This window comes from Planktotalea sp., from assembly GCF_039984035.1.
Lineage (GTDB): Bacteria > Pseudomonadota > Alphaproteobacteria > Rhodobacterales > Rhodobacteraceae > Planktotalea.
This window is the reverse complement of sequence record NZ_JBDWVM010000184.1, coordinates 1-15,948: the sequence shown is the minus strand read 5'-3', so window position 1 is coordinate 15,948 and position 15,948 is coordinate 1. Positions and strand designations below refer to the sequence as shown.

The 15,948-nt window shown below is 54.5% G+C and carries 13 protein-coding genes and 1 tRNA gene; 2 read left to right on the top strand and 12 right to left on the bottom strand.

All coding sequences use genetic code 11. The annotated features are described in order from the left end of the window. Positions 1-148 precede the first annotated feature (148 nt). Entirely contained in the window at positions 149-922 is a 774-nt protein-coding gene (locus ABJQ89_RS08460) for an IclR family transcriptional regulator (protein ID WP_348495811.1), read from the top strand. On the opposite strand, the gene ABJQ89_RS08455 is transcribed toward ABJQ89_RS08460, so the two are convergent. From ABJQ89_RS08455 to ABJQ89_RS08445, 3 genes are all read right to left on the bottom strand, one after another. Beyond that, positions 919-2,229, bottom strand: coding sequence for a TRAP transporter large permease (locus ABJQ89_RS08455; protein ID WP_348495810.1), 1,311 nt, complete (start codon positions 2,227-2,229; stop codon positions 919-921). The genes ABJQ89_RS08460 and ABJQ89_RS08455 overlap by 4 nt on opposite strands. Beyond that, on the bottom strand, positions 2,222-2,713 hold the full coding sequence (locus tag ABJQ89_RS08450) for a TRAP transporter small permease (protein ID WP_348495809.1): 492 nt from the start codon (positions 2,711-2,713) through the stop codon (positions 2,222-2,224). Before ABJQ89_RS08450 ends, ABJQ89_RS08455 begins: the two co-directional genes overlap by 8 nt. Before the next feature lie 64 nt (positions 2,714-2,777). Further along, the gene (locus ABJQ89_RS08445) at positions 2,778-3,785 is read right to left on the bottom strand and encodes a TRAP transporter substrate-binding protein (RefSeq protein WP_348495808.1); all 1,008 of its coding nucleotides are present in this window, start codon (positions 3,783-3,785) and stop codon (positions 2,778-2,780) included. 89 nt (positions 3,786-3,874) lie between these two features. Here ABJQ89_RS08445 and ABJQ89_RS08440 point away from each other — a divergent pair, with 89 nt between their 5' ends. Then, the gene (locus tag ABJQ89_RS08440; protein WP_348495807.1) at positions 3,875-6,022 is read left to right on the top strand and encodes a cytochrome P450/oxidoreductase; all 2,148 of its coding nucleotides are present in this window, start codon (positions 3,875-3,877) and stop codon (positions 6,020-6,022) included. Between the two features lie 396 nt (positions 6,023-6,418). Here the strand turns inward: ABJQ89_RS08440 and ABJQ89_RS08435 are convergent. The 9 genes from ABJQ89_RS08435 to ABJQ89_RS08395 all read right to left on the bottom strand — a co-directional run. Beyond that, positions 6,419-6,508, bottom strand: a tRNA-Ser gene (locus tag ABJQ89_RS08435). Positions 6,509-6,625: 117 nt separating this feature from the next. Beyond that, positions 6,626-8,245, bottom strand: coding sequence for a hypothetical protein (locus ABJQ89_RS08430; protein ID WP_348495806.1), 1,620 nt, complete (start codon positions 8,243-8,245; stop codon positions 6,626-6,628). A gap of 183 nt (positions 8,246-8,428) precedes the next feature. Beyond that, positions 8,429-8,803, bottom strand: a complete 375-nt coding sequence (locus ABJQ89_RS08425; RefSeq protein WP_348495805.1) for a hypothetical protein — start codon at positions 8,801-8,803, stop codon at positions 8,429-8,431. Next, the gene (locus ABJQ89_RS08420; RefSeq protein WP_348495804.1) at positions 8,804-9,532 is read right to left on the bottom strand and encodes an alanyl-tRNA editing protein; all 729 of its coding nucleotides are present in this window, start codon (positions 9,530-9,532) and stop codon (positions 8,804-8,806) included. Beyond that, the gene (locus tag ABJQ89_RS08415) at positions 9,529-11,868 is read right to left on the bottom strand and encodes a DUF3772 domain-containing protein (RefSeq protein WP_348495803.1); all 2,340 of its coding nucleotides are present in this window, start codon (positions 11,866-11,868) and stop codon (positions 9,529-9,531) included. Before ABJQ89_RS08415 ends, ABJQ89_RS08420 begins: the two co-directional genes overlap by 4 nt. Beyond that, positions 11,868-12,902, bottom strand: a complete 1,035-nt coding sequence (locus tag ABJQ89_RS08410) for a cysteine synthase A (RefSeq protein WP_348495802.1) — start codon at positions 12,900-12,902, stop codon at positions 11,868-11,870. The genes ABJQ89_RS08415 and ABJQ89_RS08410 overlap by 1 nt, the downstream gene beginning before the upstream one ends. Positions 12,903-13,037: 135 nt before the next feature. Beyond that, a complete protein-coding gene (locus ABJQ89_RS08405) occupies positions 13,038-14,168 on the bottom strand; it encodes an NUDIX domain-containing protein (RefSeq protein WP_348495801.1) in 1,131 nt (376 codons plus the stop codon). Next, positions 14,165-14,605, bottom strand: coding sequence for a TrgA family protein (locus ABJQ89_RS08400; protein WP_348495800.1), 441 nt, complete (start codon positions 14,603-14,605; stop codon positions 14,165-14,167). Before ABJQ89_RS08400 ends, ABJQ89_RS08405 begins: the two co-directional genes overlap by 4 nt. A 116-nt stretch (positions 14,606-14,721) precedes the next feature. Next, a partial coding sequence (locus ABJQ89_RS08395; RefSeq protein WP_348495799.1) for a deoxyribodipyrimidine photo-lyase occupies positions 14,722-15,948 on the bottom strand: 1,227 nt, incomplete at its 5' end.

Genomic DNA, 15,948 nt, shown 5'->3' with positions numbered 1-15,948 from the left:
CTTGGCAAACCAGCGGCCCCTATTTTCAGCGGTTGCTATTCATTGGAACCCATTAATAGCCTTTTGAAGCCCTTTGGAGGCTGCTACTTATCGAAGTATCGCTCTGCCAATTGCAGGACGCTGAGGATTGCAAAAGAATGGACAGTGCATGAAAGAGCCAGTTTCACAAAGTCGTTTTCAGGTCGCATCCGGCGATGATCGCAAAGGTGTGCAATCTGTCGATCGCGCGTTCGAACTGCTGCGTGTTTTCGAGCAATCTGAACTTTCCCTGAGCGTTAAAGACATATCTGATGCGACTGGGATGACGCCCTCGCAGGTCCATCATTATCTCGTTTCATTGACCCGTTCCGGTGCCATCAATCAGCGGCCGGATAGTCGATATGAATTGGGTGTCTTCACCTTGCAACTGGGGCTCGCAGCTTTGCGTCGCCTTGAGCCGGTGGAGCGCGCCGTTCAGGCTGCGCGTGCCTTTCGTGACGCGACCGGAGAAGCGACGTTCATTGCCTTGTGGGGCAGTCATGGCGCCACGACCATCCGCTTTTTCGAAGGTTTGCAGCCCGTCACCGTTGAAATGCGTGCGGGATTAACGATGCCCCTTTTGGGGTCGGCAACGGGACATGTTTATTTGACTTGGCTTAGTGAACACATCACAGGCACCTTCATACCAGAGGGCATGCAAGCTGAGGCAGAAACCATCAAATCCGCGACCAAAGATGCGGGTCTCGGACATGTCCACGGTGAGCTTTTGCCACGCATTGCAGCGCTGAGCGCCCCTGTTTTTGACCGCGACGGACGGCTTGCCTTTTCCATGACGACACTTGGTTGGGTGGATGCTATCGACGATAGCTTGGACGGACCCCTTGCCAATCGCTTGCGCGAGGCGAGCAACGCCCTCTCCAAGTCACTTGGGCATGCCTTTTAACGAACGTCTAACGTGAGATAGAGCGTTAGCATCGGGAAGGCCAATAAGACGGCAAGCCGTAGGATATCAACGACGATGAACGGTGTAACACCCTTCCAAATCGTCTTGATATTGATGTCAGTTGTCAGCCCTTTGATGATAAAGAGGTTCATGCCCACAGGAGGTGTAATGAGCCCAATTTCGGTGGCGCAGACCAGCAAGATGCCAAACCACACGGGGTCAATTCCGAGCGATTGCACGAGTGGAAAGACAATTGGAATGGTGACAAAGATAACAGACAAGCCATCCATGACACATCCGAGCGCCAAATAAATCACCATCAGAAAGACCAAAACGCCCATCGCAGAAAGGCCCATATCGGCAACATAGCTTACGATCATATTCGGCAGATGGGTGCGTTCGATGAATGCGTTGAAGGCAGCCGTTCCAACAATAATGAGGAAGATCATCGCCGTGGTTTTGGCTGCGTCTTCCAATGCCGCAGGGAGGAATTTCAGCGAACGGTGCCGAATGAGCGCGGCCAACAAGCCTCCAAAAGCGCCGACAGCCGCAGCTTCGATGGTTGAGAACCAACCCGTGTAGATGCCGCCCAAAACGAGCCCAAACAACAAAACGACTTGCCAGACGGCACCCAACTGGCGCAATCGCGTGGCCATCGGGGCTTTGGCAACCAATGGCGCTGCGCTTGGATTGCGCCATACCGAATAACGCACGGCGCCAAGGTAAAACGTGGTTCCGATCAGACCCGGGATTAAACCCGCAATGAACAGTTTGCCGATCGAAGTGCCCGTGAGGATGCCGTAGATCAATAAAATGATCGAGGGCGGGATCAGAATGCCAAGAGTTCCGCCCGCGGCAATAGCTCCAGTGGCCAAACCATCATCATAACCACGCGCCCGCATTTGGGGCATCGCCACCCGCGTCATCGTGGCAGCTGTCGCCAGCGAAGATCCACAGATCGCGCCGAACATAGCGCAGGCTCCAATCGTGGCTTGGGCAAGCCCCCCGCGCCAATGGCCCATCATCGCGAACATGCCGTCGTAAAGCTTTTTCGACAAGTCCGCATGGGTGACAAAGACGCCCATCAGGATGAACAACGGGATCACGGACAGACTATAGGGAAATACGCTTTCAAAGGCGGAGGCTGCAAATGTGAGGCCCGTGACCTTCATGCCAGATAGCAATATGCCGCCAACGAGGCCGACGCTCGCCATCGCAATTGCGATGGGCACGCGCAGGAAAACCAATGCTAGAAGTGCGATGAAACCAACAACGCCCCAGACTTCGATTGCAATAGCCTCAAACATCTGACGTCCTTGCGAAAATTCCCGTAAGGTTCAGGATCAATTGCACCGCGCAAACCAGCCAACTAAATGCGACGCCCCCCATCAAAAGCCCCCAATACCAAATCATCGGAATTTCGGCATTTTGGGACACGTCGCCATAGCGCTGCACACGCGCCGCTTGGGTCCAGCCGTACCACAGCAACATGCTCAGCACGCCAATGCTGAGGATCAGCGCGAAACTCTTTAGCGCAAGGTCCGCGCGATGGGATAAGCGGTGGTCGTAAAGCTCAACCGCGACATGTGCGCCTGTCAAAAATGCGCGCGGCATAGCAAGATAGGCAAAGCCAATCACGGCCAACTGGGTAACATCGACCAGACCGAAGTATCCCGTGCTTAGAAACTTGCGCGCAAAGACGTCACCGACGGTGATGAATATCACCCCGATCATCAAGGCACCACCGATCCAAATCGGAATGCGGGTCAAAAGGTCGAGGTGTTTGTTCATGGTAAATCCAAATAGAAATGGACCCGCAGAATACGCGGATCCATCCGTTAATATAGACCGTTGATCAGTTTGAAGACAGCGCGCGCGCCTGTGTGATCAGTGCTGCGCCATTCGAGCATTCAGCCGCTAGGTCAGCTTCCAGTCGCGTGACAGTGCTCGCCGTGGCGTCGATCCATGCCTGACGCAATGCGGCGTCTGGGGAAATAACTTCGCCGCTCGCATCTGTGATCTGCGCCGGACCAGCCGCGCCCCAAGCTGTCCACCAATCCGGGAATTGCGCCACAAGCGCGTCACCTGAAATACTGTCGATGGCCTCTTGAACATCCGCAGGCAAACTGTCGAACTTGTCTTGGTTCATGATGAAGTAGAACGGCGTGGTGTAAGCCCCGATCTCGATCGCGTTGGTTGTGACCTCGGTGATGCGGAATTCCTTGAGGCCCGCCCAAGGAAGAACAACACCGTCAAGCGCGCCAGTTTGCATGTTTTCATAGACCTGCCCCGGAGGCATGCCGACGGGAATTCCGCCAAGGTCTTCGATCATCGCCGCCACATAGGGAGACGGCACACGAATGCGCAGACCAGCCAAGTCTTCGGGATTTTCGACACGTTTTCCACCCGTCGTCGCAAGCACGCCCGGATCATGTGCCATCAGCGCCAGAACCTTCACGTCTGCATGTTCCTCAGCAAGGAATTCAGGATAAACGTTCCACAAAACCTCGTTCGCTTCTTCAACGCTGTCGGTCAAGAACGGCAATTCGATGACTTGCGTGCAAGAGAAACGGCCACGTGGAATCCCGTGCAAGCCAAATGAGATGTCTGCAATGCCATCTGCGACTTGGTCCCATTGTTTGGTGATCGTGCCCAAAGCAGAGCCTGCCGTTTGGATATCGACGCTCACCTTGCCGCCGGTCGCTTTTTCGATCTGGCGTGCGAAAGGTTCAAGGAAATCAACATGAAGGCCTAAAACCGGCGGCAGGTAATGGGACATTGTCAAAGTAAATTCTTCGGCCTGCGCAGCCCCCCCGACAAGGCTAACCAATGCGCTCGCACGCAAGATCGTTTTGATCGACATCGTAAAATCCTCCCAGATTTACTATTGGTAAATTTATTTATTGACTGTAGCTTTGTGCAAATCTCGCGTTATTGCAAGGAATTATTGATGTGACGACGACAGCTCCGATCTATGATGTGGACTTCTACTCCGATGATTTCATTCGCGATCCGCATCCCCATTATGCCGCGATGCGTGCCTTGGGACCTGTCGTTTATATCCCGTCGTTGGAAAATTACGCGCTGACGCAACATGCTGTCGTGCAAGATGCTTTGCGGGATCATGCGCGTTTTACCAGCGCAAAGGGTGTCGCTGGCGACAAGTTTGGATCGGATTTCCTCCAAGGGAATACTGTCGCCTCTGATCCGCCCAGACATACCAAACTACGCCGCGCTATGGCCCCGCCCCTGTTGCCCGGCGCCCTCGAAACGATCCGACCCGAAGTTGAACGGGTTGCGGATACGCTGATCGAAGGGTTGGTTCAGAAAGGCAGCTTTGATGCCATCTCCGATCTCGCACGGCATTTACCGCTGAAGATTGTGACCGAGATGGTCGGCCTGCCGGACTTTGGCCAAGACAATATGCTCAAATGGGCTGCTGCCGCTTTTGATGTTTTGGGCGAACAAAACGAACGTGGGAAAAAGGCGTTAGACGCGATTGCGGAAATGCGGGCTTTTATTGCAGGGCAAGTGAACCGCGACACGTTGAAAGAAGGCAGTTGGACCTACCGTATTCTCGATCTTGTAGATCAAGGCGTCTTAAGCGCTGAACTCGCCCCGTTTGCGATCCGCGATTATATCAACCCAAGCCTCGACACGACGATTTCAGCCACGGGTCAATTGGTTTGGCAATTGTCACAGAACCCCGACCAATGGGACAAATTACGCGACAATCCTGATCTGTGCCGCAATGCCGTGAATGAGGCCGTGCGCCTTGGGACCCCTATTCGCAGCTTTTCCCGACATACCACCCAAGATGTCGAAATCGCAGGTGTCACTATCCCGCAAGGATCACGTGTCATGATGTTGTTCGCCTCGGCCAATCGCGATGCTGCGGTCTTTGAGAACCCCGATCAATTTGATGTCACCCGTGATCCGAAAGATCACCTTGGCTTTGGCAGCGGCATTCACATGTGTATCGGGATGCATCTGGCGCAGCTTGAGATGATTTCGCTGCTAAAGGCGATGATTACGCGTGTTGGTCGGATGGAAGTGGGCACGCCAGACATCGTTCTTAACAATACCATTGCAGCATTTGCGACTTTGCCGACGAAGTTTGTCGCCGACGCACGAGAGGCTATCAAACCCAAGGCAACGCGCCCTCAGGCGACTTTGATTGCGGCCAAAGTGGTGGAGCGTCAATTGGTTGCCAAAGACATTGTCGCTCTGACCATAGAGGCTGCGGATGGAACGCCGCTGCCAGAGGCAGCTGCGGGCGCCCATATCGATATTCACATTCGTGATGGATTGGTGCGGCAGTATTCGCTGACTGGAGATGTTTCCAAACGCTATCAGATCGCAATTCAGCGCGCTCCTGTATCGCGGGGTGGTTCTATTGCGATGCACCAACAATTTCAAACTGGATCACATATCAAGATCGGTACGCCGCGCAACAACTTCGCTTTGATCGATAGCGCCGCACATACTCTGCTGTATGGCGGCGGCATCGGTCTGACGCCTATCCTTGCGATGGCGTGGCAGCTTCACACTGCGGGCGAAACGTTTGAATGCCATCTCTCAGCGCGATCTCGTGACCGGCTCGCCTTTGGCGCAATTCTAGCGGAATTGCCCTTCAGCGACGCGATCAGGTGTTATTTTGATGATGACGCCAGAACGTCGCTTTCAATTGAGGACTTCCCGACAGGCTCTCACGCCTATGTCTGCGGCCCAATTGGCTACATGGCGTTCGTCACTCAGTCGCTTGCGGATGCAGGTCTTGGCGCTGACCAAATTCATGTGGAACATTTCGCGTCGGAAATTGATGTGGACGGTGATCCCTTCGAAGTCATAGCGCAAAAATCAGGGATCACGGTTCAGGTTGGTGCGCAGGACACAATATTGGAGGCACTTGCCCGCAAAGGGATTACGGTCCCGACCTCCTGTCAAAATGGGGTATGCGGAAGCTGCCTTACGCCAGTCATCGAAGGCAAACCCGACCATCGCGATCTCGTAATGACCGATGTAGAAAAAGCATCTAACAAAAGCATTGCGGTGTGCTGCTCACGATCGCAAACGCGCCGTTTAATCTTGGATGTTTGAAGCTGCCAGCAAGATAATCACCCGCAGCGTCGGTTACATTCAACAGCAAATCGCAGCTCGTGGTTGGGGCGTTGCTGCTGTTGGCATAGGTCAGGTTCTGGATCAGCGCATCAATTGCCTCGGATAAGGACGCCGAGGGAGAGAAATCGCTTGATGTCGGTACAGTCATGGTCCTTCCAGATGGCTTATCGAAATTTGTTTTTTGCGCTGAACGAACACCGAAATTTTTCAATAAGACCATCACCGCGACGCGTAAAATTTCCGAAACGAGCGTCTTTGCGTCAATGGCTCGCCGCACATGATTGCAGTCTTGGCCTGACGAGAGATCAAGCTGGACGACTGATGTTGATAGGACGCAAAGTCGATAGCAGCATGAGCGACTGATTGAAGGGATGATGGCGGACAGACAGGGATTCGAACCCTGGAGACGGTCTCCCGCCTACACACTTTCCAGGCGTGCGCCTTCGACCACTCGGCCACCTGTCCGTTGCGCGGGGTTTAGCGCTAAGACCTATGCGAGTGCAAGAGCAAAAAACCAACTATTTCATCTATAGCTCAATTGCTTAAAACCCGCGTGCCGAAATCTAAATCACCGTGCCCTTTTCAGGCCAGCGAACTCAACAATGGGGTGCTCGTGTCCGGCTCACTTTGCGCGATAATTTCATGGGCTTGGCTGTAGTCACTGTCAAAACGCGCTTTGACCTCGGCCATTCGCGCATCCGATATGGCATGCCACGGTTGATCAGGAGCGATCACCGACAAATCTGAACCCGCCTCTTTGTAATAAGGGATCGCGCATAACTCCGGATCGATACGATACAGAATATCATCCACCGGTTTCATCGTTCGGCGATAATCTACATTGATCGCCAAACTCAGCTCGATCAAGCGACGGCTGTTATAGGGCGACATGTAGAACTGACGATGAAGACCATTGAACGTGTAGCCCACGGTCGAATTATAATAGACCTCAAGGAACATAAAATCGAGCGGCATTTCCAGCGCCGCGGGCGGTAGCGTGCGGCGCCAAGACACGAAATCCGGCAGGTAGTTGGCAAAGATGTCTTTGTTGAACTCGGACATTTGCACCGGGAAAAGCCGTTGCATTTGCCAATCCAACACCTTCCAACGGCGGCGGTTGCTTGTAAACACATAGACCGCGCGCAGAAGGTCGGTCAGATGACCGCGCAGCACGATTTGGTTTTCGCCCAGGAATTGATGCACATTTTTGGTCATTTCATCGGGCATCGGTGATTTTGACCCCAAAGCCGTTTGAAAGCCGCGAAGATCCTGACGATACTTGAAACGGGACCGGCGCGGCGGCGCAGGTTGCCGCCAGCTGTGGATTTCATGCGGGATATCAAGGTGCTGCCCCACCAATGTCGCCACAGCCGCGTCATAACGGGTCGCAAAATTGGTGATGTGCGTGAAAGGTTGATTAACCTCTTTTACGTGCTCGCCCGCCAGTCCAGCCAGCAAACGGCTGTCGCGCCCACCCGAGATCGGCATCGCCGTCTTAAACGCACCCGTAATCGATCCGATGATATGACGGCCCGTTGCGATGATTTCATCATAAACGCCGCCGTAAGCCTCAACAGGCACTTCGAATTTCTCGGTGCGCGGCCAAAAACGGGTTTCTATCATCGTATCGAGGTCTAGGAAAAATGACCCGTTCAAGCGTTTTACATGGGCATCTTGTGTATGAAAGAGCGTGTATTTCCCGCCCCGTTCCAAGATCGCTTCATCATCTGTGATGGGGTTCGGAACCAAGTCGCGATCCAAGACCAAGTTCAGCGAAGAGGCGACACGATGTTTGAGCGGATCATAGACACAGCCGATCATTGCAACGGGATCAGTGTAGATCCGATGCTCATCACTTGCGCCGCAGAGCACCACGTAGCGCCCAGCAACATCATTCAAATATTCGGCAAACTGGGTGAAGAGACGCGGATCATCGAGGTCTAGTTCCTCTACGATATGATCGTTGGTTATCAGTCCCGTTTTGTCGACAGCAACGCCAAAGACATAGCCGAAGAACCGCCCCTTGCGGTCCAGCAACATGGCCGAGTGTAGTTTTGAGCCGATGTGCACCGAGTAGCGCCCAAAAGGCAAAGTGGTGAGCCCTTTAACCTTTGCGCTGCCGGGCGTGACAAGATATTGATATGCAAAGATTTCTTCGAAATCCAGATTTGCATCGTCGCATATTTTCTTTGCGTTCGTCATTTCAATACCCAAACCAATCTTAAAATAGTTGCTTTTAACCTATCATCCAAACGTTGAGTTGGAGAGCCCGCATTGAGAGCAGCTCAAAGGAAAGAGTCTTTTCAGCAACACAGCTCACGCGCCCTCAAAAGCTGGCTGTTTGCAGGTCAATCTTAGTGACAGCAGCCGTTACCTTGAATGGGTTCAGCTTCGAGCCAAACGCAGGAATGCACCGACAAAAAACGCTTCTGCCGCGATTGCCAAAGCAATGCCAATGCCGACGTTCCCTTGGATATACTCATAGACACCTAAGAGGGCCAAACCGCCCATCGCTACGGCAAAGGAGATGAAAATGGCGCGCGTGCCCTCAGATGGAGCCAAGTCGCGTGCGAGCCATGCAAGGATGCTGAGACCTGCGAACAACATCGCGGCGCGGCGCGAGATCAACACGCCGCCCACGTCATGTGCCATCTGAAACAGCCAGAAAATCAACCCGGGTATGAACATCAGGGTCAGGCAAAGAGCCGCGCAGATTGCGGCGGCCAAAGTACAGATGCTCTTTTGGGAAAATAGGGTCATTTAATCATCCAAATGCAAATAGACACGGCGGTTTCGTTTGCCTTTTTTCTCGATCTTGCCGAGGCGCACACGGCCAATTTCAGAGGTGCGCGCAACATGGGTGCCGCCGCACGGCTGTAGATCAATCTGCCGCGTATCATCCCCGATCCGCACCAGTCGCACCTGCCCGCTTCCTATGGGGGGCTGCACGGCCATTGTTTTCACCAAATGCGGATTGGCCAGTAGCTCTTCATCGTCGATCCAGCCCTCGGACACGACATAGTCCAGTTCGATCAACGCGTTCAAAGACCGTTCCAAATCTTCTTTGTCATCAGGCGCCTCAGGCATGTCGAAATCCAGACGTCCCTTTCCCGCAGATATGGACCCGCCACTGACAGGCAAAGGAATGACCACAGACAGGAGGTGCAACGCCGTATGAACGCGCATATGCGAATGTCTGCGTTCCCAATCCAAAGCTTGTACCACATGGGTCCCGATCGCCGGCAACGGCGCTGGCTCGGCAGGTACAAGCGCTGTATGGCCCGCATCGCTGTCTTTCACCTTTACGCAGGTCGCAATGGACAGGCGCTGGCCGTCCCATGAAATCGTGCCGCTGTCGCCTGGTTGCCCGCCGCCCGTCGCATAAAAGATGGACTTGTCCAGAACCACACCGCCCTCAGGCGTATGCGCGATCACAACTGCGTTGGCGTCGCGCACATAAGCATCATCCAAGAACAGCGGCTGCGTCATGATGAAGTGTCCTCTTCTGATGGGCTGCCCTGCACTTGCGCTTGGGCCTGCCCCATGGCTTCAGGATTGCGGATCCAAATGTCGCGCTGTGCAAAGGGAATTTCGACCCCTTCTTCCGCGAAACGTTTTGCAATCTCATGGTTCATGTCGGATTTGACCCCTAACATGTAATTCACATCCCGCAAAATCGCTCTGATTTCGAAATCCATTGAGTCCGCGCCAAAGCCTTGAAACACGATTGATGGCGTTGGGTTCAACAGAACCATTGGATGCTCGCGCGCGATCTTGAGTAGGATGTCTTCGACCTTGCGCGTGTCATTGCCGTAGGCCACGCCAACCGGAACAATGACCCGCCCAACCGTTTTGCCCCGTGTCCAGTTGGTGACCATGCCGGACACAAGATCTGCGTTGGGCACGATAACGTCGGTGCGGTCAAAGGTTTCGATACGGGTTGAGCGCACGGAAATCCCGCGCACATAGCCCATTTTGCCACCGACCTCGATCCAATCCCCTTCTGCAATCGGGCGTTCGATCAAAAGAATGATACCAGACACAAAGTTGGACACGATGTTCTGCAACCCGAAACCGATGCCGACGGACAAGGCACCAGCCACCAGCGCGATGTTACTCAGATCAATGCCCGCAGAGCTGATCGCAATCATCGCAGCGAGGAAGATACCAACATAGCCAATACCAGACACAACCGCATTGCGCCCGCCTGCATCCATGCTCGTGCGTGGCAGGATGGTCGTCCGCATCGCGCCTTGGAGAAGGCGCGTCGCGACGTAGCCCAGCGTAAAGAGGACCACGAAGGTCAGGAAATCGACCGGAGAAATCCGGCTATCTCCGATGGCAAATCCTTCTTGGAAACTGGTCCAAACTTCAGAAATGTCAGCAGGACGCGCACCCCAGATCAGGGCCAACAGCGGCAAGGACATGATCACCAGCACAAAGCCCAACAACACGGGAATGAGGGAGTCATCCCTCGTATCCTTGCGGGTCACAAAGGCATAGAGATCGTGAATGAAGCCCTGCAGCACCAACAGCAAACCAAAGAGCCCAAGGCTCGCCATCGAGGACAGCATCAGGCGCGCGGCGGCGTTGCCATAGCCCATCGCAGCAATCAAAGGCCCGACAAAGGCGACGACAATCGCCATCTGCCCCAAGATGCGCGCCATGCGGACACGGTACTGCCAGCTATCGTCATCATTGGAAGGATCAATCATCGAGTTGCGCAAAAGCGTGCCAAGTCTGAACAGAACCAAACCGGACAGGATCAACAGCGGAAAGCCCAAGCTCGCGCGGGTTTCATCGCTCCAATTGTCATAATTTGCCAGAACGAGGCAGATTTTCATCACAATCAGAATGATCGCGCTTGCGATGATATACCAACGCGCTTCAGCGCGTTTGGCTTGCCCGATCGGCAGTATGGTTTCTTCATCCGAGCGCGGGAACAACTGCCCTGCAAGCCATCTGAAGACCAAAATAATCAGGCCACATTCGGCAATCTGATCCAGCATCAACGTGCCGCGCAAACCAAACAGCCCTGTCGCATAGAGCGCATTTTCAACAAACAGCAAACCGATATAGGGCAGCAATATCTGGAACAAGGACGCGACAAAACGCCAAACGCCATTCCCTTGGCGGGTGCGGCGGCGCAAGACGTCGGCAATTTGAAGCGACCAGCCGCGCCCTTTGAGCAGCAAGATCAACCCCAAGGCAAAGTTGAAGATCGCTTTAGGCAACTCACTGATCGCAGTTCTGCGTTGCGCATCGGAGCTAAACGACGCCACCGTTTCGTTAAAAATAGCCAGTGTGGAGTGCGAAAACGCCTCTAGCGCTTTGCCCCAGTGCACGGGGTTTAGCGGACTTGGGCCAACGGTAAGCAATTCGCTCGCTTGGCGTTCGCGAATGAGGCTGTCGATCTCGTTGATGACACCATCGGCTCGATTATAAGCTTCTTCCGCCGTGACAACGGGCGTGCGAAGGCGCGACAATTGTTCTGTCAGCTCCATACGGCGCGTCACGATATCTTCGGATTCGGCGACACCCTCTTCGGGCGTGCCTAGGGCTGAAATCTGGGACTGCAGCGTGACAATGCGCGATTGGTTGATGGTCTGCGCGTCTAGAAAGGTCTCGCGCCACTCTGCAATTTGAAATCTTAGCGTCTCAAGCGCATGGGTTGATGCGCGACCGTTCTCAACAGCCGTTTCAGCGCGTTGCGCTACATTGCTCCACGCCTCATAGTCAGGCGCAGCCGTTTGGGCCGCACTCCCGATTGGGAATGCGAGAAAGAGCGCAACGCAGAGCGCGCGCAAAGCCTGAAAAACTGTCATTAGACGTCCTCAAAAACACCTGGGATGCTGGCAGGCGCTTTGTCGAGCCAAGTTGGAACTGGCAGCCCTTTTTCACGTAGGAAATCAGGGTTGAACAGTTTGGACTGATAACGGGTGCCGAAATCGCAAAGGATTGTCACAATCGTATGCCCCGGTCCCATTTCCTTGGCCATGCGCACTGCACCTGCGATGTTCACGCCGGAAGACGCCCCCAGACACAGACCCTCGTTCTCCAGAAGATCAAAGACATGTGGCAACGCTTCGCTGTCAGGGATGTTGTAGGACATATCAGGCGTGAAGCCTTCAAGGTTCTTGGTGATCCGCACTTGGCCAATACCTTCGGCGATAGAGCCCCCTTCTGAGGCCAGCTCACCCGTTGTGTAATAGCTATGCAAGGCCGCGCCATCAGGGTCAGCAAGCGCGATTTTAACGCCCTTGGGCTGGAGCACCATACCGATGCCCGCCAAAGTGCCGCCAGAGCCGACAGCGCAGCAGAAACCATCCACCTTGCCATCCGTTTGTTCCCAAATCTCGGGACCTGTTGTGTCGATATGCGCTTGGCGGTTCGCCACGTTGTCAAACTGGTTCGCCCAGATCACACCTTCGTTCGTGGTGCGCGCCAGCTCATTCGCGAGGCGCTCGGAGTAGCGGACAAAGTTGTTCGGGTTGCGATACGGCGCGGCCGGCACTTGCACCAGTTCCGCTCCCGCAAGGCGCAACATATCTTTCTTTTCCTGACTTTGCGTTTCAGGAATGACGATAACCGTCTTAAAGCCCATAGACGCGCCAACAAGCGCAAGGCCGATGCCCGTGTTGCCGGCAGTTCCTTCGACAATCGTGCCACCCGGTTTCAAATCACCACGCGCGACTGCATCCTGAATGATTGCCAATGCGGCACGATCCTTGACCGACTGGCCGGGGTTCATGAATTCCGCTTTGCCCAAAATCGTGCAACCTGTTGCTTCGGACGCTGCTTTAAGCTTGATAAGCGGTGTATTTCCAATGGCCTGGGCCAGATCTTGCGCGACGATCATCTAAAAGACTCCATATTACCCGTTCTAACTATGCCTGCTGCACAGCTAACTCAAGCGTTTGCAGCATCATTGCACGGCTTCTTTGGTCCGTTTTGGGCCAACCAGTTCGTCAGTGTGGGCATGCGCGTGCTGTGATCACGCCTCTGCGCGTAAATCTTCGCGTTTGCGGGCAAGCCAAAGTAGCATCATTGCAAGCGGCGCTTGGTTTATCTCGCCGCTGTCAAAAAGTTCCATGGCGCGATCAAAAGACATGACATGAGTGCGGATATCTTCGCTCTCACTCGCCAATCCGTGCAGTCCTTCCTGCGCAGGATCGAGATCGCAAAGCCCAAGAAAACAATGGAAAAACTCGGTTGAATAGCCCGGTGCGGCATAGGTCTTCATCATCAAACGGATGTCTTGCAACGCCAAACCCGCCTCCTCTACCGCTTCGCGGCGGGCAGCTTCCATTGGCGCTTCGCCTGCATCGACAAGCCCAGCAATCGGCTCAAGCACCCACGGCAGCGGATCGCCGCGCAGCAAAGGGCCATAGCGCAGTTGCTCAATCAACATCACCCTGTCGCGTTTAGGGTCGTAAGGCAGAAGCAAAGCCGCATCATACGCAATGAATGCGCCCCGATCTAGCGTGTCGCTCTGGGTGCCGTCAAAGTGAGGATAGCTGATATCGAAGGTGTCAAAACGAAAGAAATCGGCATAGCCATCGCTGCGCTTTTCCAAGGTAACCGCATCGCGTGTCAGGTTGCGTCGCAGATCTGCGGGCGCGCCCTCTTGCGCGAGTTCTTGCGACCAAGCACGTGCGCGAAAAAACGGGAGAAGATGCGCCATTTGGCTTGCGGTTTTCCTGCCAAATTGCGCCATCGCATCCTGCGCTGCGCTCAGGCTCATGTCGCCCCACTGCGCCACCCAATCCGCCAGCTTCCAAATCGCGCCGCGCGTGAACATGCCCGGCTCTGGAAAATAAACCTCTGTCGCGACTGGACCATCTTCCGTTGTCACGTTGATAGGCGTCAGAGCATAGTCAAAACCGCCCTCATAAAAATTCAGCCGCTCGACATCGAGCGCGCTAAGACCTTGCACCAAAAGACCATGCGCCTCTGCGCCCGCCTCTTCAGAAATCATCGGGAATGGCTGATCCTTCACCCAGTGCACCGCGTGATCGGCGAGCACGGCAGCGTTTAGTGAGATTTGATCGCGGCTTCGGCCAAGGATAATTTCCAACAATGGGATGTGGCAAAGCGTGCCGTAAAAGAACAGCGATTGCGTCATGAGGCGCGTTTCGCGACAAACTCAGCAACCAAACCCGTCAGAGCAGCGCCAACAATAAGCGTTGTAATCACAAGCGCCGAGGCCGTGATGAGCGCATTTTCATACATGATTTCAAAGACAGCCCCCGCCGCGTCAAAAGCACCGTCATAGCGCCCGCGCATCGACACTTGGAACATTTTGTAGCCCGAATGCAGGAACAAAACCCAGAAATACAAAACCAGACCGCCCGTCAGTCCATTGTTGATACCTGCGGCGGTCCCGCGCCCTGCACGGCTGCCGATCACCTGCCATCCAACGATTAAGCCAATCACCAGATTGATAACCGAGAAGTTGCCAAACTGTTTATCTTCGTCAAACAACGGCTTAGCCATCTCAGACACCAGAAATGCCAATGCAGCAAGGCAAATGGCGGCAATGAGACGAGACGCTGTTGGCATGGAGGGAACTTTCTCAGTAGGTCTAGATAATCCTTATTTTCTTCTCAGATTTTGGCGAAAGCAAGGCCGGGCAATAAACTTCCCAAAAAAGACGCGGCGTTGCATCATCAAAGGGCCTAAAAACCCCTTGATGCATAAGCCTCGAGTGCGCGTTCGCGCCCTTTCGCGAGCGAATGAGGCGGACTGGGGTAGATGTCGGATGGGCGAAGCCCCCAGCTTTTCGGGATTGCCTCAAAATAGCTCAACGCGCTTTGCGGCGGGCGGCCCTGCCCCTCTGCGATCCATCGGCGGACATAGGTACGATCAGGGTCGAATTTATCAAGCTGTGTGGCCGGATTGAACACGCGAAAATAGGGCGAGGCATCAGGGCCAGATCCGGCGGCCCATTGCCAGCCCATCGCGTTCGATGCGGGATCCCAATCTGTCAGGCAGTCCTCAAACCACGCCATGCCCACTTTCCAATGGGTGAGCAAATGTTTGGTGAGGTAAGACGCCACAATCATGCGGCCCCGATTGTGCATTTTGCCCGTCACATACATCTCGCGCATGGCAGCATCGACGAATTCAATGCCCGTGCGCCCCTGTTTCCATGCGACTACGTCGGGATGGGTTTCATCGGTGTTCCAGCCAAATTTGTCCCAATCGGGCTTCCAATTGCTTTCCAAAATATGGGGCGTGTGATGCATGAGATGATAGGCAAATTCACGCCAAACCACCTCTTTCAGAAAGACCTCCGCGCCTGCCTTCCCCTCGTGAAGGGCGCGCATGCCAGCGTGCCAGCATTGGTGCGGGCTGATTTCGCCTAAGGCTAGGTTTTCGCTGAGACCCGATGTGCCGCGCACCCCCGGGATATCGCGCATCGGCACGTAATCGGCAACGCTATCCTCGATGAACTCAGCAAGCCTGCTCTGCGCTGCACCCTCGCCGATCTGACCGTGTTTTGCCAAAATCGGCGTGCCTCTTCGCATCGCGCGGTCTAGCTTCCAATCTGTGAGCTTGTCACTCTCAGGCCATCCCGCGGGCGTCGGAAAATCCTGCGGGGCCGCGCGCGGCATTTCCACATCGCGATCTTTCACAGAGCGCCAGAACGGGGTGTAAACTTTGTACATCCCCCCTGTTTTCGTCTCAACGGTCCACGGTTCAAACATCAGATGACCGCCGAAACTGCGCGCCTCTAGACCTGCGCTGCGCAACTCTGCCTTTACCCCGGTATCGCGCGCCACCGATTGCGGATCATAGAGACGTGACCAATAGACACCTGCGGCATCGACCTCCTGAGCAAGCGCCCTCAACACCTCCAACGCAGGCCCTGAACGCAGGATCAGTTTCGATTTGAGTGCACG